This is a genomic window from Vibrio sp. J383, assembly GCF_023503985.1.
GTDB lineage: Bacteria > Pseudomonadota > Gammaproteobacteria > Enterobacterales > Vibrionaceae > Vibrio > Vibrio splendidus.
The window spans coordinates 2,932,518-2,958,744 of the sequence record NZ_CP097293.1 but is presented as its reverse complement, the minus strand read 5'-3'; the positions used below and the strand labels follow the sequence as shown (position 1 = coordinate 2,958,744).

24 protein-coding genes are annotated in these 26,227 nt (G+C 43.6%); 12 read left to right on the top strand and 12 right to left on the bottom strand.

The window, feature by feature from the left end; genetic code table 11:
- Positions 1–15: 15 nt before the first annotated feature.
- Positions 16–930 carry a TIGR01777 family oxidoreductase gene (locus M4S28_RS13250; RefSeq protein ID WP_017092667.1) on the bottom strand — a complete coding sequence of 305 codons (915 nt, stop codon included), beginning with the start codon at positions 928–930 and terminating at the stop codon, positions 16–18.
- Positions 931–1,230: 300 nt separating this feature from the next.
- Between M4S28_RS13250 and M4S28_RS13245 the strand changes: the two genes are divergently transcribed.
- Genes M4S28_RS13245 through yfcE form a run of 5 tightly spaced genes read left to right on the top strand, consistent with a single transcriptional unit; the run spans position 1,231 to position 4,093 of the window.
- Positions 1,231–1,965, top strand: coding sequence for a DUF1538 domain-containing protein (locus tag M4S28_RS13245; RefSeq protein WP_249631939.1), 735 nt, complete (start codon positions 1,231–1,233; stop codon positions 1,963–1,965).
- Positions 1,962–2,756, top strand: coding sequence for a DUF1538 domain-containing protein (locus tag M4S28_RS13240; RefSeq protein WP_108117863.1), 795 nt, complete (start codon positions 1,962–1,964; stop codon positions 2,754–2,756). Before M4S28_RS13245 ends, M4S28_RS13240 begins: the two co-directional genes overlap by 4 nt.
- Complete coding sequence (locus tag M4S28_RS13235) at positions 2,746–3,096, top strand: P-II family nitrogen regulator (protein WP_004734245.1); 351 nt, start codon at positions 2,746–2,748, stop codon at positions 3,094–3,096. The genes M4S28_RS13240 and M4S28_RS13235 overlap by 11 nt, the downstream gene beginning before the upstream one ends.
- On the top strand, positions 3,093–3,500 hold the full coding sequence (locus M4S28_RS13230) for a CBS domain-containing protein (protein ID WP_017062206.1): 408 nt from the start codon (positions 3,093–3,095) through the stop codon (positions 3,498–3,500). The genes M4S28_RS13235 and M4S28_RS13230 overlap by 4 nt, the downstream gene beginning before the upstream one ends.
- Positions 3,501–3,547: 47 nt before the next feature.
- Positions 3,548–4,093, top strand: coding sequence for a phosphodiesterase (gene yfcE / locus M4S28_RS13225; RefSeq protein WP_102445788.1), 546 nt, complete (start codon positions 3,548–3,550; stop codon positions 4,091–4,093).
- A gap of 30 nt (positions 4,094–4,123) precedes the next feature.
- Here the strand turns inward: yfcE and M4S28_RS13220 are convergent, their stop codons facing one another.
- From M4S28_RS13220 to M4S28_RS13210, 3 genes are all read right to left on the bottom strand, one after another.
- On the bottom strand, positions 4,124–4,444 hold the full coding sequence (locus tag M4S28_RS13220) for an Rdx family protein (protein ID WP_249631938.1): 321 nt from the start codon (positions 4,442–4,444) through the stop codon (positions 4,124–4,126).
- Positions 4,445–4,576: 132 nt separating this feature from the next.
- On the bottom strand, positions 4,577–5,092 hold the full coding sequence (locus M4S28_RS13215; protein WP_004734241.1) for a regulatory protein ToxS: 516 nt from the start codon (positions 5,090–5,092) through the stop codon (positions 4,577–4,579).
- Between the two features lies 1 nt (position 5,093).
- The gene (locus tag M4S28_RS13210) at positions 5,094–6,005 is read right to left on the bottom strand and encodes a transcriptional regulator (RefSeq protein WP_054547641.1); all 912 of its coding nucleotides are present in this window, start codon (positions 6,003–6,005) and stop codon (positions 5,094–5,096) included.
- Between the two features lie 270 nt (positions 6,006–6,275).
- On the opposite strand from M4S28_RS13210, the gene htpG reads away from it, so the two are divergent.
- The 3 genes from htpG to hemH all read left to right on the top strand — a co-directional run bounded on the left by htpG (position 6,276) and on the right by hemH (position 10,452).
- Entirely contained in the window at positions 6,276–8,180 is a 1,905-nt protein-coding gene (htpG, locus tag M4S28_RS13205; RefSeq protein ID WP_249631937.1) for a molecular chaperone HtpG, read from the top strand.
- A 388-nt stretch (positions 8,181–8,568) separates the two neighbouring features.
- Positions 8,569–9,213 (top strand): adenylate kinase, encoded by a 645-nt coding sequence (gene adk, locus M4S28_RS13200; protein ID WP_004734238.1) that lies wholly within the window; start codon positions 8,569–8,571, stop codon positions 9,211–9,213.
- Between the two features lie 276 nt (positions 9,214–9,489).
- On the top strand, positions 9,490–10,452 hold the full coding sequence (gene hemH, locus M4S28_RS13195) for a ferrochelatase (protein WP_004734237.1): 963 nt from the start codon (positions 9,490–9,492) through the stop codon (positions 10,450–10,452).
- A 90-nt stretch (positions 10,453–10,542) separates the two neighbouring features.
- Here hemH and M4S28_RS13190 read toward each other — a convergent pair whose 3' ends face one another.
- A complete protein-coding gene (locus tag M4S28_RS13190; protein WP_249631936.1) occupies positions 10,543–11,928 on the bottom strand; it encodes a peptide MFS transporter in 1,386 nt (461 codons plus the stop codon).
- Positions 11,925–13,102 (bottom strand): IS3 family transposase gene (locus tag M4S28_RS13185; RefSeq protein WP_249631935.1). Its coding sequence is split into 2 segments (ribosomal slippage): positions 11,925–12,844 and positions 12,844–13,102, totalling 1,179 coding nucleotides; the frame shifts between segments, so codons are not numbered across the junction. Before M4S28_RS13185 ends, M4S28_RS13190 begins: the two co-directional genes overlap by 4 nt.
- A 593-nt stretch (positions 13,103–13,695) precedes the next feature.
- On the opposite strand from M4S28_RS13185, the gene rfaH reads away from it, so the two are divergent.
- Complete coding sequence (rfaH, locus tag M4S28_RS13180; protein WP_249631934.1) at positions 13,696–14,202, top strand: transcription/translation regulatory transformer protein RfaH; 507 nt, start codon at positions 13,696–13,698, stop codon at positions 14,200–14,202.
- An 87-nt stretch (positions 14,203–14,289) separates the two neighbouring features.
- On the opposite strand, the gene asnB is transcribed toward rfaH, so the two are convergent.
- The 4 genes from asnB to nagA all read right to left on the bottom strand — a co-directional run bounded on the left by asnB (position 14,290) and on the right by nagA (position 20,219).
- Entirely contained in the window at positions 14,290–15,960 is a 1,671-nt protein-coding gene (gene asnB, locus M4S28_RS13175) for an asparagine synthase B (protein WP_017079461.1), read from the bottom strand.
- Between the two features lie 234 nt (positions 15,961–16,194).
- A complete protein-coding gene (locus M4S28_RS13170) occupies positions 16,195–17,781 on the bottom strand; it encodes a cation:proton antiporter domain-containing protein (protein WP_017079462.1) in 1,587 nt (528 codons plus the stop codon).
- Positions 17,782–17,865: 84 nt separating this feature from the next.
- Positions 17,866–19,080: a DNA-binding transcriptional regulator NagC gene (nagC, locus tag M4S28_RS13165; RefSeq protein ID WP_004734232.1), complete on the bottom strand. Its 1,215-nt coding sequence runs from the start codon at positions 19,078–19,080 to the stop codon at positions 17,866–17,868.
- Positions 19,081–19,082: 2 nt separating this feature from the next.
- Positions 19,083–20,219, bottom strand: coding sequence for an N-acetylglucosamine-6-phosphate deacetylase (gene nagA, locus M4S28_RS13160; RefSeq protein WP_017079464.1), 1,137 nt, complete (start codon positions 20,217–20,219; stop codon positions 19,083–19,085).
- Between the two features lie 517 nt (positions 20,220–20,736).
- Between nagA and nagE the strand changes: the two genes are divergently transcribed.
- Entirely contained in the window at positions 20,737–22,254 is a 1,518-nt protein-coding gene (gene nagE, locus M4S28_RS13155) for an N-acetylglucosamine-specific PTS transporter subunit IIBC (RefSeq protein ID WP_029222048.1), read from the top strand.
- 302 nt (positions 22,255–22,556) lie between these two features.
- Positions 22,557–24,224 carry a glutamine--tRNA ligase gene (gene glnS, locus M4S28_RS13150; RefSeq protein ID WP_249631933.1) on the top strand — a complete coding sequence of 556 codons (1,668 nt, stop codon included), beginning with the start codon at positions 22,557–22,559 and terminating at the stop codon, positions 24,222–24,224.
- Positions 24,225–24,382: 158 nt separating this feature from the next.
- Here the strand turns inward: glnS and fcrX are convergent, their stop codons facing one another.
- Entirely contained in the window at positions 24,383–24,832 is a 450-nt protein-coding gene (fcrX, locus tag M4S28_RS13145) for a ferric iron uptake transcriptional regulator FcrX (RefSeq protein WP_004734226.1), read from the bottom strand.
- 207 nt (positions 24,833–25,039) lie between these two features.
- Between fcrX and M4S28_RS13140 the strand changes: the two genes are divergently transcribed.
- The gene (locus tag M4S28_RS13140; protein ID WP_017092672.1) at positions 25,040–25,546 is read left to right on the top strand and encodes a DUF4442 domain-containing protein; all 507 of its coding nucleotides are present in this window, start codon (positions 25,040–25,042) and stop codon (positions 25,544–25,546) included.
- Positions 25,547–25,642: 96 nt separating this feature from the next.
- On the opposite strand, the gene fldA is transcribed toward M4S28_RS13140, so the two are convergent.
- Entirely contained in the window at positions 25,643–26,176 is a 534-nt protein-coding gene (fldA, locus tag M4S28_RS13135) for a flavodoxin FldA (protein ID WP_004734224.1), read from the bottom strand.
- Positions 26,177–26,227 lie beyond the last annotated feature (51 nt).

The window sequence follows — 26,227 nt, the reverse complement described above, 5'->3', positions numbered from 1 at the left end:
CTTTAGAGTAAAGAATTAGTCTTGATGTTGTAACAAGTTTTTTAGTGCCGGTTCGATTCTTGAGTAACTAAAGATAAATCCCATTTCAGTGAGCTTCTTTGGTTTGGAACGAATGCTGTCAAAGAGCAGACAAGAAGATTCACCCATCAGAAGCGACATTGCCCATTTAGGCGTGAACAATAAATGAGGTCGGCGTAGTTGTTTAGCGAGTGTGCTGCTGAACAGCTTGTTGGTGACAGGGTGTGGGGCACACATATTAAATTCCCCTTGAGCGTGAGGCATCGACAATAAGTGATTGATGGCTCTCACCATATCCAGCATGTGAATCCAAGGCATATATTGCTCGCCTGAACCTAGCGGCCCACCAACTCCGAGTTTGTACGGCATAAGCATCTTTTTGAGCGCACCGCCATTTTCACCAAGTACAATACCTGTTCGTAGTAGTATCACGCGTGTGCTTTCTGATTGTGCTCTCTTGGCTATCTCTTCCCAATGAGCGCAAACTTTGTGAGGGAAGCTTTCATCTTCTACTTGTAGTGATTCGTCAAACGGATGTTGCTGTTGATCACCATAGTAACCCACGGCTGAGCCGCTAATAAAAGCCTTCGGCGGGTTGCTGCTGGCATGAATTAACTCGACCAGTTTTTCAGTAATGTGCCAGCGGCTGTTACAGATTCTCTCTTTTTGCTCCGCACTCCAACGCTTGTCAGCGATAGGTTCGCCAGCAAGATTGACCACTACATCGAAGTCATTGAGATCACTCAGTCCATCAAGAGATTGAATGTAATGAAGGTTGTTCTGGTTGAGGTGATTTAGGTTTTGCTTCGCTTTTTCAGGACTCCGCGTCAACAATGTCACGTCGTCAGTGTTCCAACTTTTGACCAATTCAGAACCAATAAATCCCGTACCACCCGTTAACAATATCTTCATACCAATCTCCCTATTAAACATAATTATAGACATGGCTTGTTTTTGAACGCCAATCAATACGAAAAAATCACTATAACGATCAGTTGGTTTCAATCGTGTGATACCCAAATTACGCCGTATCAATTTACGAAAGAATGAAATTAAATTCATCAAGTTAGGATGTATACCGCTATCACACTTATGGACTTTACTCGGATATGTTACCAACTGCGTAATATTTGTCACATAAGGAATGATAAGGATTTGCCATGATTATTAGTAATTAATAACCAGACACAATTTCAGTCACAAGGAGTTGCGATGACGGCAGTGCTTGCTTTGTTTCGAGCCATGTTAGGTAGCCTAAGGGATCTCTTGCCGATCGTGGCGGTGATTGCTTTCTTCCAGCTTGCTGTTTTGCAAGAACCACTCCCTCATCTGTTGTCTATTCTAACTGGCTTAGTGCTGGTGGTTTTTGGACTGACTTTTTTTATCTTTGGCCTTGAAATGGGTCTGTTCCCAATCGGCGAGTCGATGGCACAAGCTTTTGCTCGTAAGGGGAGCGTGTTTTGGTTATTGACCTTCGCTTTCTGTTTAGGCTTTGGTACCACCATTGCCGAACCCGCATTAACCGCAGTGGCTGCTGAAGCAGCAGAAGTTGCAGCTGAAGGTGGTGTTATTCCCAACTCTTTAGATGAAAGGGAACAATATGCCGATGGCCTGCGCTTCACCGTGGCGTTATCGGTCGGTATTGCCATTCTATTAGGAGTACTTCGGATCTTAAAAGGTTGGCCAATTCAGTACATGATCATCGGTGGTTATATTGGAGTCGTGGTGCTCACTGCATTTGCCCCGGAAAACATTATTGGGATTGCGTACGACTCTGGCGGTGTCACAACATCAACGATCACCGTTCCGTTAGTGACCGCATTAGGGGTGGGTTTAGCCTCGGCGATTAAAGGACGAAATCCTATGTTTGATGGCTTTGGATTGATCGCGTTTGCTTCACTTCTGCCGATGATGTTTGTCATGGTGTACGGGATGGTGGTGACATGATCAGTGTGCAGCAATTTATCGACACCTTTCTAGGCACTGTGATGGATGTGATTCCGATTGCGGTGATCATCTTCGGTTTTCAGTTAGTGGTACTGCGTAAGCCTGTCAATAACCTTGCCAAAGTGCTCATCGGTTTCTTTTACGTCATTCTTGGCTTATCACTCTTTTTGATGGGGTTGGAGCTCGCGTTATTCCCTCTAGGGGAGACGATGGCAATGCAACTCACCGAACCAAGCTTTTTGACTGAATTTAAGATCAGTTCTGGTCTTTCATTGGCTTGGTTTGATTATTACTGGGTTTACCTGTTTGCGTTTTGTATTGGTTTTAGTACCACGATAGCCGAGCCTTCTTTGATTGCTGTAGCGATTAAGGCAAACCAAGTATCCGGTGGCAGTATCAGTGTTAACGGACTGAGAATCGCCGTGGCATTAGGCGTTGCCATCGGTATCTCATTAGGTAGCTACCGTATCGTTGCGGGCGATCCTATCCATTACTACATTATTTGTGGCTATGTCATTGTGGTGATTCAAACCTTTTACGCCCCCAAATTGATCATTCCATTGGCCTACGATTCAGGCGGGGTTACGACATCTACCGTGACTGTGCCTTTAGTGACGGCTCTTGGATTAGGGCTTGCTTCAACTGTACCGGGACGAAATCCAGTAATAGACGGTTTCGGCTTAATCGCCTTTGCGAGTTTGTTCCCCATCATTTCGGTGATGAGCTATGCCCAAATAACCCAATGGTTAAACCGTTTACACACCTCTAAGGAGAGCAAAGATGCGCTTTAAACTTATCCTAGCGTTTGTAGAAGAGAGCAAAACCGACATTGTGCTCGATGCCGCGCGTGATGCGGGCGCAACCGGAGCAACCGTGATTAATAATGCCAGAGGGCAGGGCTTAAACCAAAAGCGCACCTTCTTCGGATTAACATTAGAGGTGCAAAAAGATGTGCTGCTGTTTGTCGTTGAGGAGCATCTAGCAAGGCATATTCTTGAAAGAATTAGTGAAGTGGGGGAGTTTGACCAAGAATCGGGGCAGGGTATTGCAGTACAGATAGATGTGGAAGATGCAGTCGGCGTTGCGCATCAAGTTGAGACGTTAACAAAGGTTGTGGAGGATGAGCTATGAGTACCAGTGAAAAGATCCGAGTAGGCGATGTCATGGCCAATACGTATGTGATTATCGATGGGCTAACTACGGTGTTAGAAGCGATAGAGATGGCTAAGAAGCACAAAGTGAAAGCAATCATTGTCGATAAACGCCACGAGGATGACGAGTACGGTATCGTGTTGATGAATGATATAGCAAAGAAAGTGTTGGCTAAAAATCGATCTCCGAAGCGAACCAATGTTTATGAAATCATGACCAAGCCAGCGCTAAGCGTGTCTGCTGAGATGAACGTAAAGTATTGCGCTCGCCTGTTTGAACGCTTTGGTATCAGTCGCGCGCCAGTAGTTCGTGATAACAAGATAGTCGGTATGGTTAGTTACAATAATATCGTGATCAACGGTATGGCGAGAGATGACGTGTAGCATTTAGATACGTACAATAGGCTCATAAATTTTATGGAGAAGTACGTGTGAAATTATTTTTTGCTTCAGACCTACACGGTTCGCTGCCAGCAACAGAAAAGGTATTAGAACTCTACCAAGCGTCTGGTGCGCAATATTTAGTGCTATTGGGTGACATTCTGAATCATGGGCCAAGAAATCCGATTCCAGAAGGATACAATCCACCGGCGGTTGCAGAGAAGTTGAATGCGTTTTCTCAAGAGATCATCGCCGTTCGTGGTAACTGCGACAGTGAAGTGGATCAAATGCTGTTGTCTTTTCCAATGATGATGGATTACTCATGGGTGTTATTGGAATCAGGTCAGCGTATCTTTCTAACCCATGGTCATTTGTATAACACCACTAAACGACCAGCACTAAAAGCGGGTGATATTATTGCCCATGGGCATACCCATATTCCAGTTGCCGAATACCAAGATGATATCTTTATCTTTAACCCTAGTTCGGTGACATTCCCACGAGATGGTCACGCAGCGAGCCATGGCATCTATGAAAATAATACCTTTAAAGTCATTAGCCTTGAAGGTGAAGTAATTGTGAGTGGCGAGCTTTAAATAAACTCAATCGGCGGCGTTAGAAAAGGCTCACTTTGAGTCTACGTGGCCGAGGTCTCTGTCTGGAGCAATGATGTTTCGCACTCTTTGCTTCAGAACTTTCGCTTCTGGAAAACCTTGATCTGCTTTTCTTTCCCAAATCTGCACACCATTACAAAAGATTTCGAACCTGCCTCCGGTGTCTGGATGCAAGCTCACTTGTTCAATTTCTTCGCTAAAGGTATGCAGCAGCTCTTGGCATAACCAACTAGAACGAAGCATCCAATTACACTGACGGCAATAGTGTATTGCGATTGTCGCTTTTGTTACTGTCTCTTTAGCTGGCGTCAGATTTGGTTGATCCGTATTCATAGTTAATCCTTAAAATGCTACATCCGTTATTTGATACCAACGGCTAACAAAAAAGGGGCATCATGCCCCTTTTCTATTGGTTTACCGTTTAATGGTATTCAGTTATTGATATACATAAATAACTGCAGAGTTTTAGTTTGAGAACAAAACGGTAGAACCGTGATTTAAGCTAGTGAGCAGCAGTGCTTTCTGATTAATAATATCAATGCGTCGGCTTTGCTCTGCATCCATCTTAATCACTTGAGTGATCAGCTCTAGTTGTTCTTCCGAAAAGTCTTGGCGCTCAGCCGAAGTTACATCTTTAAACTCCGTTGGCGAAATCAGTAAATAGTTATCGTTAATATCCCACTGACCTGTTTCTGATATGTTGATCACATTCGCAGGTGCAGTTTGAGTACTGTACAGCCTAACCACTGACATTCTCAGGTACGTACCATTTGGTAGGTATTTCGCATTCGATGATAGTTCAACTCTACGCAGCGGGCCGATTGCATCAGCTTGCTTGTTGTCGCTAATCAGAGTCACCATTTTCGATTGCCACTCATGCTGAGTGAGCAAGCGCTCTACTTTTGCGTCGCTGCCCCAATATAACCAACCACTTAAGAATGCAGATAGAACCAGTAAAATAATCGATACTTTTAATTTCATGTTACTGACCACCGTTACAAATGTCGTTTACATCCGACTGGTTTGCGTAAATTCTTAGGGTTACATTTTCGCTAGAGTAATCTTGCGGGTGAATGTAGTTGAGGGCAAGGTTGTTGGTTTGTCCACCTGTTGCAATCACCTCAGTCGGTTTCAGCATGCCAGTGTGATTAGTGTTGTAGCGCAATACACACTTCTCTATCGCAGGGAGCCAACTACTGAGATCAGGATGATTGATTGGGGTTTGAATCTTTACACCATCCACTTCAGTCAATGTTCTGAACTCGGATTCTGCGGGGTTAGTAAACGTTAAAACCAGAATTGGCATGATGAAAGCCGCAAGCAATAACGAAAACGCTAACCACTTATTGGTGCTTTTAACCGGGGTAGCAGTTGGTGTTGTTGCTGGTTCCACTTCAACTTTGGTTTCTTGAAACTTTGTAATTGACTCGGGCTCGACAGCTTCAGTCATTGCTTCTTCGGTCATTGTAGGCGTTGCAAACGTTAAGATGGGTTCTACGTCATTTTCTGCAATTTCAGCCGCTGCTGGCTGATCATTGGATGAAAGTGGTGCAGAGCGTTCAACGGTTGCAATAAATTGGTAACCGCGTTTAGGTACCGTTTTTACGAATTCTGGAGATTTGGTCGAGTCCTTGAGCATCTTTCTCAGGGTAGAAACTGCTTGCGTTAAGCTTGAGTCATCAACCTCAAAGCCTTGATCTCGCCAAACATACTCGTGCAATTCATTACGAGTGATAACTTCATTGGGTCTTTCTGACAGCATCAGGAGAATGCGGCTTTCATTGCTGCCAAGGCGCACGACTTCGCCGTCGCTCATTTGATCAACAAGTGAATTGCTATTTGGATCGAATACGAACCGCTGTGCGAGAATAAACTTTGTGCCGATATTGCTCATTGAATTCTTCTATTTTGGATGATTTTGAGTGCGAAATAGACAAATCTCAGGTGAAGTTCCGTTAATTCTTCACCAAATCATGGCTTCTTTTATGTTCTTTTATATTTATCAGACTCAAGGATAATAAAAACAGATCAAAAAAACAGTGTTTTTATGATTTTTGACCTTGAATTTACATTTGTCATCCTCATGTTAATGAACATAAGAGTGGCATCAAGTGTTACGCCCCTATGGTTATTCAACATAAAGTATAGATGTTTTGGAGTAAAAATGAGCGAAACAGCAACGCAAAATAAAGAGACTCGTGGCTTTCAATCTGAAGTAAAACAACTACTTCACCTAATGATTCACTCACTGTATTCAAATAAAGAAATCTTCCTACGTGAGCTGATCTCTAACGCATCTGACGCAGCTGATAAGCTTCGTTTCCAAGCCTTGTCAAACGGTGACCTTTACCAAGGTGATGCAGATCTGGGTGTAAAATTATCTTTTAGCGCTGAAACGAATACTTTAACGATTTCTGATAACGGCATCGGCATGAGCCGCGACAACGTTATTGAGCATTTAGGTACGATTGCTAAATCGGGTACTGCAGACTTTTTCTCAAAGCTGTCTGAAGACCAAAGCAAAGACTCTCAATTGATTGGTCAATTTGGTGTTGGTTTCTATTCTGCATTCATCGTTGCAGACGCGGTAACGGTTCGCACACGTGCAGCAGGTCTAGCGAGTAATGAAGCTGTTCAGTGGCACTCTGCGGGGGAAGGTGATTACACTATCGAAGACATCACTAAAGAGTCTCGTGGTACTGATATCATTCTTCATATGCGCGAAGACGGTAAAGAATTCCTAAATGAATGGCGTCTGCGTGAAGTCATTGGTAAATACTCTGATCACATCGGTATCCCCGTCTCTATCTTAACTGCGGTTAAAGATGACGAAGGTAAAGATACCGAAGAGAAACATTGGGAACAGATTAACAAGGCTCAAGCACTTTGGACTCGTAACAAGTCTGATATCGAGAAAGAAGAGTACCAAGAGTTTTACAAGCACGTATCTCACGACTTTGCTGATCCACTAACGTGGAGCCATAACAAAGTTGAAGGTAAGAACGACTACACAAGCCTACTTTACATCCCAGCTAAAGCACCTTGGGATATGATGAATCGTGACCATAAGAGCGGCCTTAAGCTTTATGTACAGCGAGTATTCATCATGGATGATGCAGAGCAGTTCATGCCATCTTACATGCGTTTCGTTCGCGGCTTAATTGACTCAAACGATCTACCACTGAACGTGTCTCGTGAAATATTGCAAGATAATAAGGTAACTCAGTCTCTTCGTGGCGCATGTACTAAGCGTGTCCTGACGATGCTTGAGCGCATGGCGAAGAATGACAATGATAAGTACCTAGAGTTTTGGAAAGAGTTTGGCCTAGTATTGAAAGAAGGCCCTGCGGAAGACATGGCGAACAAAGAAAAAATCGCTGGTTTACTTCGCTTCTCATCAACGGAAGTGGATTCTGCTGACCAAGCTATCAGCCTAGTGTCTTACGTTGAACGTATGAAGGAAGGCCAAGACAAGATTTATTACCTAACAGCAGATAACTACGCTGCCGCTAAGAACAGCCCGCATTTGGAGCAGTTCAAAGCAAAAGGTATCGAAGTGGTTCTAATGTACGATCGTATTGATGAGTACGTAATGAACTACCTGACTGATTTTGATGGTAAGCAGTTCCAATCGATCACCAAAGCGGGCTTAGACCTAAGCAAGTTCGAAGGCGAAGAAGAGAAAGAGAAGCAAAAAGAGGCAGAAGAAGAGTTCAAGTCTGTTGTAGACCGCACTCAAGCTTATCTTGGTGATCGTGTTAAAGAGGTTCGCACGACATTCAAGCTAGCAACTACGCCTGCTGTTGTTGTTACCGATGATTTCGAGATGGGAACTCAAATGGCTAAACTTCTAGAAGCTGCGGGTCAAGCTGCTCCTGAGGTGAAGTACATCTTTGAGATTAACCCTGAGCATGCGCTAGTTAAGCAGATGGCAGATGAAGCGGACGAACAGGCATTCGGCCGTTGGGTTGAGTTACTACTTGGCCAAGCTATGCTGGCTGAAAAAGGCTCAATGGAAGATCCATCACAATTCTTAGGTGCAATCAACGAGCTACTAACAAAACGTTAGTCTTTCGACTTTGGGCTAAGCCTATAATTATAAATAAAAGCTCGCTAATGCGGGCTTTTTTTATGAACGTCGCTTAAATTCATCGAAATGTAGCTAAAGTCGCTAACAAGACGAACGCAAACGCTGTCGATACATTCTTTAGTCTTAATTTCAGCCAAATTGAATATTAATGTGATAGAATGCTCGACCTAATCAGCTGGTACTATGAACCTATCGTCTCCAGTTGTATGATTTTTAAACGTTATACCGAAACTTACCGTTTTGCTTCTGTTTACAGTTGAGCTTAGCCTCAGTTGTTACCTAACCTCTCTTGTTTGACCTAAATTAAACCAGAAAGGCGGGATAGTGAGCTTCGGTATAAATCATAATTTTTATAAGAGGATTAAACATGCGCATCATTCTTCTAGGTGCTCCTGGCGCGGGTAAAGGTACTCAAGCTAACTTCATCATGAACAAATTTGGTATCCCTCAAATTTCAACTGGTGACATGCTACGTGCTGCTATCAAAGCGGGTACTGAGCTTGGTAAGCAAGCAAAATCAGTAATCGACGCTGGTCAGCTAGTTTCTGATGAAATTATCCTTGGTCTAATCAAAGAGCGTATAGCTCAAGATGACTGTGAGAAAGGTTTCTTACTAGACGGTTTCCCACGCACAATCCCACAAGCGGATGGCCTAAAAGAAATGGGCATTGCTGTTGATTACGTTGTTGAATTCGACGTAGCTGACGATGTGATTGTTGAGCGTATGGCTGGTCGTCGTGCTCACCTTCCTTCTGGTCGTACATACCACAGTGTGTACAACCCGCCTAAAGAAGAAGGTAAAGATGACATCACTGGCGAAGAGCTAGTGGTTCGTGATGACGATAAAGAAGAAACAGTTCGTGCACGTCTAGGCGTATACCACGATCAAACGGCTCCGCTTATTTCTTACTACGGTAAGGAAGCAGAAGCAGGTAACACTAAGTACCTTAAATTTGATGGTACTAAGCAAGTTGCTGAAGTTAGTGCAGAACTTGAGAAAGCACTAGCATAATTGGCTAACAGCCAGTTTTAGAATTTGATATATTGGAAGCGACCGTTAAGGTCGCTTTTTTTGTTTCAATTTTTAGTAATATACCAATCTAGATAAATCGATTGTGTGCTGTTTCCGCGGTACGGCTTAGATTCGCGAGGCTAACGCTCAAGGTGATGTTGTGATAACCCAGGTTAAGAACGATTATTCTTAAATTTAGTGGCACAACAATGATCTTAAACTTATGCCGATTAGTATATTACGTTCCAGAAAATCACACATTGGTCTCAGGTATCTATGGAAAATAATAAAAAGCAGGGCGTTTTACTGGTGAACTTAGGAACACCAGATTCGGCGACCCCGGCTGGCGTTCGTCGATTTTTGAGTGAATTCTTACACGACAAGCGAGTCGTAAACCTAACGCGTTGGCTTTGGTGTCCTATTTTACATGGGGTGATCTTACCGATTAGAGCGCCGAAAGTGGCTAAGCTGTATCAGTCTGTTTGGATGGATGAAGGCTCACCACTGCTTGTATATTCTCAAAGACAAGCCGACAAGCTCCAGAAAAAATTAGAGATGCCCGTAGCGCTGGGTATGACCTATGGCAACCCAAGCCTTAAGGCGGGGGTCGAGCAACTGATGGAGCAGGGTGTTGAAGACATTATCGTCCTGCCTTTATATCCTCAGTACTCAGGTACAACCACAGCGGCCGTTTCTGATGGTTTAACCAAAGCCTTTAAGCAGATGCCAGTGATTCCGAGCTATCGCTTTATTCGTGACTACTACGCTCACCCAAGCTACGCAAAAGCATTGGCTGAAAGTGTTCGTAGTCATTGGGATAAAAATGGCAGAGGTGATCATTTAGTGTGTTCTTTCCACGGTATTCCGAAGCGACTCGCTGATGAAGGTGACATCTACCCTCAGCATTGTGAAGCGACGACAAAATTACTTGCTGCTGAGTTAGGCTTATCAGCGGACGATATCACCATGACATACCAATCTCGATTTGGTCGAGAAGAGTGGTTGAAGCCTTATACTGACGAGACACTTGAATCACTGCCGAGCAAGGGCATCAAGAAGATTGATATCATGGCTCCTGCGTTCTCGGTTGACTGTTTGGAAACGTTGGAAGAGATTTCTGACCAGTGTAAAGAGACGTTCATTGATGCTGGTGGCTCAGACTTTAGCTATATTATGTGTCTTAACGACAGAGACTCACACATCGATATGATGGCTGAGCTAGTGGCGCTTCATCGCTAACTGATATGCCAATAGAATCAATAACAAAAGGGCTGCTCATTGAGCAGCCCTTTTTGATCTTGATGTTTCTTCTTGAAATAGATCTAGATATTAAGCAACCGAAGTTTCTGCTTTTGGTTCTGCTTCAAGCGTCATGTTGGTTTCTACACCATGCATCCATGATACAAGTTTACCTGCACAAAGAAGCAGTAAGACGCCACTTATTGTCGCTGTAATTGCGATACCACCGAAGATAGACATTGCGCCAAGCTCACCAACGTGAGAACCCACAAGGCCAGCGACGTAGTTTGCGACAGCATTGAAGCCAAACCATGCACCCATCATTAACGATGCTAGACGAAGTGGAGCTAACTTAGTGACCAACGACAGGCCAATAGGAGATAGACAAAGCTCACCAAGAGTATGGAAGAAGAAAGCACCGACTAGCCACAGCATTGATGTTTTCACTGTTAGGTCGCCACCTTGCTCCATTACTGCACCCATCATGCACACAAAGCCTAGTGCTAAGAAAAACAACGCCATCGCAAATTTCACTGGCGAGTTTGGTTCACGCTTACCAAGCTTGACCCAAAATGCAGCAATGATTGGTGCAAGTGTAATGATGAAGAATGGGTTCAGAGATTGGAACCAAGCTGCAGGAACTTCAAAGCCACCAATCATACGGTCCGTATATTGTTGAGTGTAGATGTTCATCAAACCGCCAGCTTGTTCAAAGCCAGCCCAGAAAACGATTACGAACAGACCCATAACAAGAATAACTTTTAGTCTGTCGAACTCTTCTTTGGTCAGTGGTGTTTTCTCTTTCGATTTGTTCAGCGCTTTCGCTCGTGCAGCTGCAGGTACTGAGCCAATGTTGCCTAACCATGACTGAGCCATCGTCAATTGCATAACTAAGCTAATAACCATACCGATACCAGCGGCTAGGAAGCCAGCTTTCCAGCCGAATGAATCGACTGCAGCACCTGAAATTAAGCCACCCAGTAGCGCGCCTAAGTTGATGCCCATATAGAAAATGGTGAAAGCGCCGTCACGTCGGTTATCGCCTTCTTGGTATAGGTCGCCAACCATGGTCGAGATGTTTGGTTTAAACATACCGTTACCACTGATAAGCAGTGCTAAACCTAGATAAAGAGCATTTACTTGGTCTAAGCCAATAGCGCCGTTAGGAAGAGCAAGCGTAAATTGGCCTAATGCCATTAATACACCGCCCACTAGGATCGATTTACGTTGTCCTAAGTAGTTATCGGCAAGCCAGCCGCCGATTAATGGCGTGATATAGACTAAACCAGTATAGATACCATAAAGATCGAGGGCATCTTTTGTTGACCAACCAAGACCACCATTGATAGTGGTATCGGTAAGAAATAAAACAAGGATCGCACGCATCGCATAGTAGGAGAAACGTTCCCATAGCTCTGTGCTAAAAAGTAGAAATAGGCCTCTAGGGTGGCCAAAGATGTTGTGTGTAGTGGTCAAGTAAAACTGGCCACAGTTTTATAAGGGAACCAAAACTGTCGTTCCGACTCATTTGGTGTTAATCCACCATTGTATTGATGTGGACGATGCTGGTTGTAATAACCAACCAAATAATCCGTTATTGCTTTCTGTGCCTCTGTAAAACTTCTATAGCCATTCTTTGGTACCCATTCCGTTTTTAAACTTCTGAACACTCGCTCCATAGGACTATTATCCCAACAGTTCCCTCGACGACTCATACTTTGAGTGATTCGATATCTCCATAGCAACTGACGATATTTTTTACTCGTATAGTGGCAACCTTGATCCGAGTGGAACATTACACCAGACGGCCTTCCGCGGCTCTCATTGGCCATGGTCAGCGCCTTGCCAGTCAATACACTATCTGGTGAGTTAGACATTGCCCAACCGATGACTTTTCGTGCGAACAAGTCAATAACAACGGCTAGATAAGACCATCTCTCCCCCGTCCAGATATAAGTCACATCGCCACACCAGACTTGATTCGGCTCAGTCACCGCGAACTGACGATTTAACCGGTTAGGTATATGAACATGTTCCTGCTGTGTTTTTTTGTACGTATGTTTTGCTAGCTGGCAACTGACTAAGTCTAGTTCTTTCATGAACTTACTTGCTCGGTAACGGCTAAGTCGAATACCTCTTGCTGTGACTATGTCAGCAATGGTTCTCGCTCCAGCGGAACCATTGCTCAGCTCATAAGATCGGCGAACTTCGGCACGAACAAGCACATGCTCTGACGACAGAGATTTATCTCTATTTGCCCAATAACGATAACTACTGCGATGAACCCCGAACACTTCGCAAAGCCGTTTCACAGCATAACTCTTCTTGAGTTTCTCGATCATCGAGAACCGTTCAGGGAGTCTGACATCAAGAGAGCCGTAGCCTTTTTTAGAATTTCCTTTTCTTCTTCAATGCGTTTGATTTTCTTTTTAAGGTCACGAATTTCTCTTTGCTCTGGAGTGAGTGGTGATGAATTTGGTGTCTTACCAGCTCTTTCAGCTTTGAGTTGCCTTACCCAGCTTTCTAACGTAGTTTTTCCAATCCCCATTGCTTCGCAGGTTTCTTTATAGGAACGTCCCTGGTCAAGCACTAGCTGAGCGCATTCAAGTTTAAATTCTGGGTTAAAAGTGCGTCTTTCACGCTTAGTCATAATGTCACCTGTTTTAGTATCGAGATGATCATACATCACCTCTTAATCAGGTGGCCAAATTAACTATGCCACTACAGTGATTGCTTGGCATAAGTTTTACTAATTTTAGGTATTAAAAGATTTTATAGTTCCTTATGTATACAGAGTGGAATAACCATCTGCAATAGGCGTCTTTTATGGTCACGATAACTAGTTTTTTATAAGTTTATGAAAATAATGGGTTTTATTGATAATGTTGCCCAGATAATGCGTGCTGCAAACTAATTTTCCAGTTTTGAGTTGAGCGCATAGTGTTCTTTTTAAAAGAAATATCGAATGCTAATCGTCGAATTGATTGGTTTGTTGGATGGTTTCTGGGTTTAAATGGTATCGCGTTCCTTTTGTATGTGGCATACATAGCCTTACAATAATGCATCTTTTTATCTGTAAATGTTCCTTGTACAATGCTTAACCACTTTTTGCCCCTATGGCTTTTTGTTGATAAGTTGGTCTGTTACGCATAATTTATTGCTTATCAGGATTCATTTTATTAACGGTGATTAACGGTTTTAGGCTTGTGGTAATATGTCCCAAAATAGAAAATGGCTAGTAAAATGAAACGTTGGTATTTACTTTACTGTAAGCGTGGTGATCAAAAACGCGCTCAACAGCACCTAGAAAACCAGGAGGTAGAGTGCTTTTATCCTCAAATCGATGTCAAGAAGGTCGTGAGAGGGAAAGAGAAGCAGGTCAAAGAACCGCTATTCCCATCTTACATCTTTGTACGTTTTGACTACGAACAGGGTCCAAGTTTTACTACTGTTCGTTCAACGCGTGGTGTCGTCGACTTTATTAAGTTTGGCGCAAGGCCACACGAAGTCCAAGGCGACTTAGTGTATGAACTGAAAGAGTTTGAGAAGTGTTGCGAAGATGAACCTGAAGAGTGCTGTGTTGAGTTTGAATCAGGGCAAGTGGTCAAGATCAATAGTGGTCAGTTTGCTGGGGTTGAAGCTATTTTCCATCAGAAAGATGGTGAAGCTCGATCTATTATGCTGGTAAAAATGATCAGCAAAGTGGTTCCGATCAGTATTGAGAACGAAGCACTACAAGCTCACGCATAAGTGCAGTAATACAAAGCAAAAAATAGGCTTAAAACAAAAAGGCGCATAATGCGCCTTTTTTAGTCTTTAGGGTTTGTTCAAAACGCGCTAAGCGTTGTAAGCATCGTTGTGAACGGCTTGTACTGCACGACCTGATGGGTCGACACAGTTTTTGAATGACTCATCCCACTCAATCGCTTTCGCTGATGAACAAGCAACTGAAGGACCACCAGGGACACATTCTGCCGCTGATTCTAGAGGGAATAGCTCCTCAAAAATTTCACGGTAAGCATAACCTTCTTTGGTTGTTGGCGTGTTGTAAGGGAAACGGAACTTCGCAGCTTCCATTTGTTGATCCGTTACTTTTTCTTCAGCCGTTGCTTTTAATGTGTCAATCCAATCGTAGCCAACACCATCAGAGAACTGCTCTTTTTGACGCCATGCAATTGAATCTGGTAGGTAGTCTTCAAAACACTCACGTAGAATGTGTTTCTCCATTTTACCGTTACCACACATCTTATCTTCAGGGTTCAAACGCATTGCTACATCGATGAACTCTTTGTCCAAGAATGGAACACGACCTTCAACACCCCATGCCGCAAGAGATTTGTTGGCGCGAGCACAGTCAAACATGCTTAGAGCAAGAAGTTTACGCACAGTTTCTTCGTGGAACTCTTTTGCGTTTGGCGCTTTATGGAAGTACAGGTAGCCACCAAAGATCTCATCAGCACCTTCACCAGACAGTACCATTTTGATACCCATTGCCTTGATCTTACGAGCAAGCAAGTACATCGGCGTTGAAGCACGAATCGTCGTTACATCGTAAGTTTCAATGTGGTAGATAACATCACGGATTGCATCTAAGCCTTCCTGAATGGTGTAAGTCATCTCGTGGTGTACGGTACCAATCTTATCAGCAACTTCACGAGCAGCGATAAGGTCAGGCGCGTTTTCTAGACCTACTGCGAATGAGTGTAGTTGTGGCCACCAAGCTTCTGATTGCTCATCGTCTTCGATACGCATTGCAGCAAAACGTTTAGCGACTGCTGAAGTGATTGAAGAATCAAGACCACCAGATAGAAGTACACCATAAGGTACATCTGTCATTAGTTGACGTTTAACTGCAGCTTCTAGCGCTTCAGTCAGTTCTTCTTTACTTGTGCTGTTACCTTGTACCGCAGCGTATTCATTCCAATCGCGGATGTAGTAGCGTTGAGGCTCTGCATCTTTCGAAGAATAGAAGCTACCAGGAGGGAACTCACTGATCGTCTTGCATACTTCAACGAGTGCTTTCATCTCTGAAGCAACGTAGTAGTTGCCGTGCTCGTCGTAGCCTTGGTAAAGCGGGATGATACCAATATGGTCACGGCCGACTAGGTATTCGTCTTTCTCTTCGTCGTATAAAACGAATGCGAAAATACCGTTAAGTTCTTCTAAAAGGTCCGCGCCCATTTCTTGGTATAACGCTAGGATAACTTCACAGTCAGAGTCAGTCTGGAACTGGTACTTATCTTCATAGCGTGCACGAAGTTCTTTGTGGTTATAAATTTCGCCATTCACTGCAAGAATGTGTTTTTTATCTTGGCTGTATAGTGGTTGTGCACCACTGTTAAGACCAACGATAGCCAAACGCTCGTGCGCAAGAATTGCTTTTTCACCAGCATAGATACCAGACCAGTCTGGGCCACGGTGACGAAGCTTTTTAGACATTTCTAAAGCAATAGGGCGAAGTGCTGCGGCATCACTTTTAATGTCGAGAATGCCAAATACTGAACACATAGAACTTCCTTTTAAATAATTTCTAAATCAACTGTATTCAATTTGCCATTCTGGCTAAAAAAAGCAACTGAATGTGAGCAAAAAAATAATATAAAGGGGTTTATGTTAGAAATTATCTAATTTTAAGGTGGCTTTGGTGAGTGGCGTCTAATTGCGGTTGGTTTTTTAAACAAAAACCTCTCAAAAGTGCAAAAGAACAGCAATTTTGAGAGGTTAACTAGACAATGTTTAGGATTAGATCTTATTGATGTTAGGGTTTAATTGCTCACATACGTGTCGAGCAAAACCACTACCAGCTTCACTGTAGATGTTGAATGCTGCATCGACACCATTCTCTTTCAATGTTTCTAGCTGGTCGGAGTATTCAGCAATAGCTGCGATTTGACCTTTAAAATTACGTGATTTTAGCTGTTCTAAGGCTGTTTGATTACCTTGGTGATGAGGCATCGCCAAGATCACTAGCTTCACGTTTGCTGTATCTAAGATACGCTCCCAGAAATCTGGGTCAGTTGCATCGCCAGAAATAACGTTTCTTCCAAGGCTTCTATGGTTGTGTGCGGCTTCTTCACGAACTTCGACACCTAAGCTAACCTTGCCATAGCGAGAACGCAATTCATCGTAGGCGCCGGTACCAATGCGCCCCATACCAAGAATAAGCACTTGTGCGCGACCAGGATCAATTCGTTTATCACGTTGGTGAAGCTTTTCAGCAGCGTGCTCTTTGAGCCACTTACCTGACTGTTGATAAAGCTTATGACCCGCTTTGTTTAAAGGAGCAGCGATTAAGAACGATAACGAAACCGCAATTGCCACCGCTACTAATATATCGCCAGACATCCACCCCATCTTAAAGGCAAGACCACCGACGATAAGACCAAATTCACTGTAGTTAAACAATGATAGAGAGGCGAGTAGAGAGGTTCGAACACGGAATTTGAAGCGGTTGAGTACCAAGAAGTAAAGCACGCCTTTCACTGGCAGCAACAGCAAGAATAAGATGGCGAGCATAAAGCCTTGAATGGTAGGTTGCTCGGATAATCCAATATTCAAGAAGAAGCAGACAAGGAAAAGCTCTTTGAGGTTAAACAGCGATTTCGACAGCTCTGAAGCTTTTGGGTGACCGGCTAACAACATACCTAAGATCAGAGCACCTAGATCTGGTTTAACCCCTACAAACTGGAACAAGCCTGCACCGACGACCAATGCGAAGAAAATGCCGAACAGCACCAACATTTCGCCGTGACCAACCCAGTCGAGGACTTTGTAGAACAATGGACGACAGAATGGCAAAGCGAACAGTGCGATGGCATACCACTCTGGAATTTTGCCTGTCGATGCCGTTAAGAAGACCACGGCAAAGATATCCTGCATGACCAGAATACCGATCGCTAATGTTCCATAGGTCGCATTCATTTCCCCTTTCTCTTGCAGAGACTTAACTGCGAATACGGTACTAGAGAATGAAAGGGCAAAACCGAGTAGAACAATCTGTTCTATTGACATGGCTGCCAACGAGGAAATACCTAGGAATTTAAAACCAAACAGGGCGACCGCAAAAAACAGAGTGGATAAAAGGTTGTGGATTGTTGCGCCAGCCCAGATCTCTTTAGAGAGTAGGGTTTTGATATCGAGCTTTAAGCCAATCGTAAATAGAAGCAGGGTGACACCAAGGTCAGCCAAGGTAATGATGGTGTCATTGGTTTCAAAACCCAGAGCAAAGAGCCCAAAACCAGCGACCAAAAAGCCGACCAATGGGGGAAGGTGACACTTTAAAGCAATAAATCCTGCAATAAACGCAGTGGATATTAATATAAGTTCCATAACTTGTAGTAGTAGTTCCCTAGCTTAAAAAAACGGGCCGTGTTTATACAAACACGGCCCGCGGAAAATCAGAGTTGTTTTTCTTTAGTCTTCAAGAAGCTTTTGAAGTAACACACCGTTGAGCATGGCGCGCTTAATCATGGCAAAAGCTCCCATCGTAGGATGTTTATCGATCTGTGATGCTACAATAGGCAGGCCGCTATGGAAAGCCGTTAACGACTGATTCTCTACATTGCGCTTAATTGCAGGGAAAACAATCTCTTGTGCCTTTGTAATATCACCAGCAATGATAACTTTCTGAGGATTAAACAAGTTAATCGTCATTGCGATAGCTTTACCCAGTTGATTACCTACTCGAACCAAACTTTGCTTAGCCAGTTCGTCGCCATTGATAGCATGGTCACATACATCTTGAATGGTAATGTGCTCAATCTCTGTTAGCGAGGACTCATAACCTTGCTTAATTAGCTTTTGGACACGTTCAACTATGGCAGGGTTTGCCGCTACGGTTTCAAGACAACCGAAATTACCGCATTGGCATTGCTCGCCAAGAGGATCAATTTGGATATGACCAATTTCACCCACGTTGCGGTTATGGCCAAGGAAAACCTGACCATTAACAATAATACCAGCACCAGTACCACGGTGAACGCTAACCAAAATAGAATCTTGGCTGTCTTTACTTGCACCGAAGTAGTGCTCAGCAAGCGCCATTCCTCGAACGTCATTACCAACAAAACAAGCAACATGGAATGTGTCGCGAATAATGTCGCTTAACGCAAGGTTATCGATGTCTGTATTTGGCATGTACTCAACGACACCTGTCGTTGGGTTAACCAAGCCTGGAAGAGTGACACCAATGGCAATCAGTTGGTCGATCTTTGGTTGGTGTTCAGCAATGAAAGCCTTCAAGTTATTGACCAAGCCTTGGGTGAGGTCTGATTGGTCTGAGTAATTCAGGTCTTGCTGTTGGAAAGCCAGCTCACGACCGCCAAGGTCATGCAGGCTTATTTGAATGTAGTCTCGACCCAAGCGCACAGCGACAGAGTGAAAAGGCTCTACTTCTGTGGTTAGGGAGATAGCGCGTCTACCGCCAGTAGACGCTTGCTGCGCAACCTCTTTAATTAGGCCGCGCTCTAAAAGTTGGCGGGTAATTTTTGTAACACTTGCCGGTGCGAGTTGGCTTACATCAGCCACTTGTATACGACTGATAGGCCCTTGTTGGTCTATTAGTCGGTATACCGCCGCACTGTTTAGTTGTTTAACTAAGTCTACGTTACCTATTTGTCCGCCATTCATACTTAATTGTGCTCGTATTGTCCGTTAACAACAGTCGCTTTAACGTTAAAGTCTCGGTCAAATACAGCTAGGTTTGCAACCATGCCTTTTTTGATTCGACCTAGCTTGCTTTCTACACCGATAGCCGTAGCTGGGTATAGCGTAGCCATGCGAAGAGCTTCGTCTAAAGCGATACCGGCGTGCTCAACTGTATTCTGAACTGCTTCAATCATAGTCAGAGCTGAGCCGCCCAGTGTGCCGTTTTCATCAACACACTTACCATCACGGTAATATACTTTCTTACCGACAAAAATAAAGTATTCCATGTCAGCACCTGCAGGAGCTGTGGCATCCGTCACTAATACCAACTTTTCTCCCTTGATTTTATGCGCAATTCTGATGTTTGCGTAATCAACGTGGAAGCCATCGGCAATAATGCCAGCATAAACCTCAGGTGTATCGTAAATCGCGCCAACAACGCCAGGTTCACGACCAACCATTGGTGTCATCGCGTTGAACAGGTGAGTGGCAAATGTAATGCCTGACTCAAAACCTTGACGCGCTTCTGCGTACGTTGCATTCGTGTGACCAATCGAAACAACCACACCAGCTTTGCGCAGACGCTCAATATGTTCTGGATCGTTGAGTTCTGGAGCCAATGTTACTTTTGCAACAAGGTCATTGTTCTCACAGATAAGCTCAATCATTTCGCTGTCTGATTTACGAATGTGATCGACGCTGTGAATGCCTTTTTTCGCAACGTTTAAATACGGACCTTCAAGGTGTAGGCCAAGAGATTGGTTTTGGTATTGGTTGTGATATTCACGAGCTGCGGTAATAACCGCGCGCATGTCTTCGTCAGAAGAAGTGATTAGCGTAGGCAGGAAGCTAGTACAGCCAGATTTAAGGTTTGCTTTGTGCATGATCTGCATTGTGTCTGCAGTGATCTCATCGTTAAGCATTACACCGCCACAACCATTCAATTGTAGGTCAATGAAGCCTGGGCTTAGGTTTGCTCCGTTTAGGTCGCGAACTTCGATTCCTTCTGGTAATTCAGAGATAGGACAGACTTTTTTGATCAGTTCGTTTTCGATTACAACAGCATGATCGGTTAGAACATCACTACCAGTGTAAATTTTACAGTTACTTAGCGCGTACATAGTCAGCTAATCCTTATTTCGTGAGATCTTTAAAATTTGTTCGTTACCTAAATGTGAACTTAGTTTGCGAGCATCATTTACGTAACGATTTATCTTTTATGGGCAAACGGCTTCAAAATGGGAAGCGATTTAAGTTGTTGAAAAATATATGAACAATTAATTATCGATATACATTCAGGTTCACTTTTAATGATTATTTATTGGACAGCGTAAACCTAGGGATACCATCATTTTACCTAATGGTTAGGTTTAGATTTTATCTATAAACGTTCATTTTTTTGAATGATAAAATAAGTTTTATGATCTCGCTAGCAAAAACCTCTGGATTTGGTAAAAACTGGTGATTACGATCACAAATGGTAAGGTTTTAATTTGCGGAGCAAAATTAATTGAATACACTGAATAGGACTAAATTGAGCGACTAAAATAAGTTTCTCAAACGAATTCTAAAAAATCCTATAGGGGGAAACAACTGGTGAATATTCTAGGATATGCACAGAAGCTTGGTAAGGCGTTAATGCTACCAATCGCAACGCTTCCGATTGCGGCGCTTCTTTTACGTTTAGGTCAAGGCGATCTACTTGATATTCCATTCATGGCAGAAGCTGGTGGTGCTATCTTCGGTAACCTACCATTGCTATTTGGTCTAGGTATCGCGATTGGTCTTTCTAAAGACGGTAACGGCGCAGCGGGTCTTGCTGGTGCAGTTGCTTACTTCGTACTAACAGCAACAGCAACGACAATTAACGCAGACGTTAACATGTCATTCTTCGGCGGTATCTTCGCAGGTATCATCGCAGGTCACTCTTACAACGCTTTCCATGCAACACGCCTTCCTGAGTGGCTGGCTTTCTTCGCGGGTAAACGTTTAGTACCTATCATGGCCGGTCTATTTGCACTTGTTGCAGGTGCTGTGTCTGGTGTGGTTTGGCCTGGTATTCAATCTGGTCTAGATGCACTAGCTCACGCGGTATCAACGTCTGGTGCTGTTGGCCAATTCGTTTACGGTACTCTTAACCGTGCACTAATCCCTGTAGGTCTACACCACGTATTGAACTCATACTTCTGGTTCGGTATGGGTACGTGTCAAGAAATCATCGTTGCTGGTCAAGGCGCATTCGCTAACATCACTCAACTTTGTGTTGACCCTGCACTGGCTAAAACTCTAGTTGTTGGTCAAGAGCATACATTCACATTCGCTAACTCAGTAACTCCAGAGATTACTACTGTTGTTAAAGAAGTGACTGAAACAGTTAAATCTGGCGACCTACACCGTTTCTTCGGTGGCGATAAAGGCGCTGGCGTATTCATGAACGGCTTCTTCCCAGTAATGATGTTCGGTCTACCAGGTGCTGCACTTGCAATGTACCTAGCTGCTCCTGCTGAAAAACGTAGCCAAGTTGGTGGCGCATTGTTCTCAGTTGCATTCTGTTCATTCCTAACAGGTATCACAGAGCCGCTAGAATTCATGTTCGTATTCCTAGCTCCTGCTCTATACGCAATGCACGCGGTATTTACAGGTCTGTCTCTAGTAGTGGCAAACATGTTTGGTACTCTGCACGGTTTCGGTTTCTCTGCTGGTCTAATCGACTTCGTACTGAACTGGGGTCTAGCAACTAAACCATTCACTCTACTATTGATTGGCTTAGCATTCGGTGCTCTATACTTCTTCACTTTCTCTTTCGCAATCCGCGCTTTCAACTTGAAATCGCCAGGTCGTGAAGATGATGACGAAGCTGCAGCAGCTCCTGCTGGTGACGCGCCAAAAGGTGACGTTGCTCGTCAATACCTGAAAGCTCTAGGTGGTCACGAAAACCTGACTTCAATCGATGCTTGTATCACTCGTCTACGTCTAACTCTTAAAGACCGCTCTATCGCTGATGAAGTTGTTCTTAAGAAACTTGGCGCTAAAGGTGTGGTTAAACTAGGTGAGAACAACCTACAGGTTATCCTAGGCCCACTAGCTGAAATCGTCGCTGGCGAAATGAAAGCTATCGGTGCAGGTGAAGACCTATCTGATGTAAAACTTCCATAGTAAGGGAAGTACTTATTAAGACGTAACAACGGCTCTTAAGTAAGTTTCAAATTGAAAGCCTCCCACACTGGAGGCTTTTTTGTACTTGTCATTTACAGCCAGTGAGCAAGGTTCGTTCTATTCTTCATCGAATAGCGGAAATAATCACAATTAACTGATGGTTCTTATTGTGCAAAGGCGAAGAATTGTGGATGATTAGCAACAATGATCTTTCTATCTTTGACTGGCAGCAAAAGCGGCCTTTGTCTCGGATATGAAAGATAACTTTCTCTGACAATACTAAATACATAGAGGTGCTATAGATGAGTGAAGCTGAGGCTCGTCCATCGAATTTCATTCGCCAAATTATCGATAAAGATTTAGCGGATGGTACACACAGTAGCGTGCATACTCGTTTCCCGCCGGAGCCAAATGGCTACCTGCACATTGGTCACGCTAAATCTATTTGCTTGAACTTTGGTATTGCTCAGGACTACCAGGGACAATGTAATCTTCGTTTCGATGATACAAACCCTGAAAAAGAAGACGTTGAATACGTTGAGTCAATTAAGAATGATGTAAGCTGGTTAGGCTTCGAATGGTCTGGTGACATTTGTTACTCATCAAACTACTTCGATACGCTTTACGCTTATGCTGTGGAATTAATTAATAAAGGCTTAGCGTATGTTGACGAGCTAAGTCCTGAGCAGATCCGTGAATACCGTGGTACGTTAAAAGAGCCTGGTAAAGCGAGCCCATATCGTGATCGCAGCCCTGAAGAAAACCTAGCGTTGTTTGAAAAAATGCGTGACGGTGGCTTCGAAGAAGGCAAAGCATGTCTACGTGCTAAGATCGACATGAGCTCTTCATTCATGGTTATGCGCGATCCAGTTATCTACCGTGTTCGTTTTGCTCACCACCATCAGACTGCTGACAAGTGGTGCATTTACCCAATGTACGACTTCACTCACTGTATCTCTGATGCGCTAGAGGGCATTACGCACTCTATCTGTACGCTTGAATTCCAAGATAACCGTCGTTTGTATGACTGGGTTCTAGACAACATCACGATTGATTGCCAACCTCGTCAGTACGAGTTTAGCCGTCTGAATCTTGAATACACGGTAATGTCGAAGCGTAAGCTGAACCAACTTGTGGTTGAAAACCTAGTTGAAGGTTGGGACGATCCACGTATGCCAACAATCTCTGGTTTGCGTCGTCGTGGCTTCACTTCAAGCTCGATTCGCGAATTCTGTAAACGTATTGGTGTGACTAAGCAAGAGAACATGATTGAGTTCGGCTCACTTGAATCTTGTATCCGTGATGATCTGAACGAAAATGCACCTCGTGCAATGGCTGTTCTTGACCCTATCAAGGTCGTGATTGAAAACTACGACGCTGATACAGTAGAAACACTGACAGTGGCAAACCACCCTAACAAGCCAGAAATGGGTACTCGTGAAGTTCCATTTACACGCGAAGTTTGGATTGAGCGTGACGACTTCCGTGAAGAAGCAAACAAAAAGTACAAGCGTTTGGTTCTAGGTAAAGAAGTTCGTCTACGTGGTGCTTACGTGATCAAAGCTGAGCGTATCGAAAAAGATGCAGAAGGCAACATTACGACTATCTTCTGTTCTTACGATAGCGAAACACTCGGTAAGAACCCAGCAGATGGCCGTAAAGTGAAAGGTGTTATCCACTGGGTATCAGCTGATAAAGCGCTACCTGCTGAGATTCGTTTGTACGATCGTCTATTCACAGTGGCAAACCCAGCCGCTGCTGATGATTTCGCTGCAACGCTTAACCCTGAGTCACTTGTTACGCTAAACGGGTTTGTTGAACCTAGCTTAGCGGAAGGTGTGGCAGAGCAAGCGTACCAGTTTGAACGTACAGGCTACTTCTGCGTAGATTCGAAAGACTCTAAAGCAGACGCGCTAGTATTCAACCGCACGGTTGGTCTACGTGACACTTGGGGTAAAACTGAAGCTTAATGCTTGAGTGCTTAGTTTGTTAAAAACGACCCAATAAAAAACCGGCTTAGAGCCGGTTTTTTGTGTCTGGGAAATAACCAAATTGTGGGCCAAGCTACTGTGATTCTTAATACGGTATCAGCCCAAATAAAAACGCCGGCCTAAGCCAGCGTTCTGTGTTATTTCTTCGCTTTATGCGCGTCTGGGTTGCCTTTGCAATCCCCAGTGATGCTTTTACCATACAGATATAAACTGTGGTTAGTTAACTGTACGTTGTAGCGCTGAGCGATTTCTTTTTGTCTTTCTTCGATAAGATCATCAGAGAATTCGATAACTTCACCGCAGTCTAAACATACTAGGTGATCGTGGTGATGCTGTGTTGAAAGTTCAAATACAGACTTGCCGCCTTCGAAGTGGTGGCGAGTTACAATGCCAGCATCATCGAATTGGTTCAGTACGCGATAAACGGTCGCAAGACCTATCTCTTCACCTAAGTCGATCAGCTTTTTATATAAATCTTCAGCACTAATATGTTGGCAGTCTGGTTGTTGTAATACTTCTAAAATTTTGAGCCGTGGGAGGGTCACTTTAAGACCAGCATCTTTTAGCGCTTGATTATTGTCTGACATATACTTTCCTGTTGATGATCTGCAGCAATTAACAGAATTCAATATTAATACCATTATAGTTTAGTCAGGCATAACAATAAACCACGAACTTCAAAGGGTTACTTACTGACATCACAATCTGTTTTGTAAATTGGAAGTATCTCACTTATAGTAGAGGTACGACCAGTCAAGCTGACGGTGTTTCTGATATGAACATGGAATGTTGTTATGAATAAGCAACTCGCAAAAATATATAAACCCAACATTGTAAAATTTGCTCTCAATATTTGGCCTCCTTTTTGGGGATCGGGAATTCGAATCGCTCACATTAGCCCTGACTTTAGGGTTGTTAAGACGATACTAAAGCTGCGCTGGTGGAATAAGAACGCCAATCGTACTCAATATGGCGGCAGTATCTTTTCTCTTACCGATCCAGTTTACTCTTTGATGTTAATGGGAATTTTAGGTGAGCGATATTATGTTTGGGATAAAGAGGCGAGTATTAACTTTATCAAGCCGGGTCAATCCGACTTGTATGCAGATTTTGAGATAAGCCAAGGGCAACTGGATGATATCTATCGTCAGACACAGCTTGGTGAGAAGTGTTTCCCCGAATTTATTATCCACGTTAAAGATAAGCAGGGGAATGTAGTGTCAGAAATTCAGCGAACCCTGTATGTGAGAAAGAAGCCACAATTTAGAGATGATGACGAAGCATTAGAAGCTGAGTGTTGATTGGTGAACATTAAATAGCAAAAAACCTCCTATAAGGAGGTTTTTTCATATCTACATATCGGTCATTAATTGTAACAATTAACAATCGCTAGAGAATTAGTCTTCTAGCTCTGCTAGGCACATTTCTTCGTGGATTTGTTTAACCCAGTTAGATACACGCTCATCAGTTAGCTCAGGTTGACGGTCTTCATCGATACATAGACCAACGAATTGGCTGTCATCGCCTTCAACTAAGCCTTTCGATGCTTCGAATTCGTAGCTTTCAGTTGATGTGTGACCTAGGATAGTACCGCCTTTCGCTTCAACGATGTCACGGATAGTACCCATAGCATCACAGAAGTATTCTGCGTAATCTTCTTGGTCGCCACAACCAAAGATAGCAACAAGCTTAGTTGAAAAATCAATAGCTTCTAGCTCAGGGAAAAAGTCGTCCCAATCACATTGTGCTTCGCCGTAGTACCACGTAGGGATACCAAGCAGCAGTAGATCGAAGTTATCGATATCTTCTTTGCTGCTTTTTGCAATGTCTTGAACTTGAACGAGCTGCTTGCCCAATTGCTTTTGAATCATCTTAGCAACAGCTTCAGTGTTACCTGTATCGCTACCAAAGAAGAGACCTACACTTGCCATAGAATCATTACCTTTCATTTTGTCTGTTGTCGGTGTAATAAAGTTCGGAGG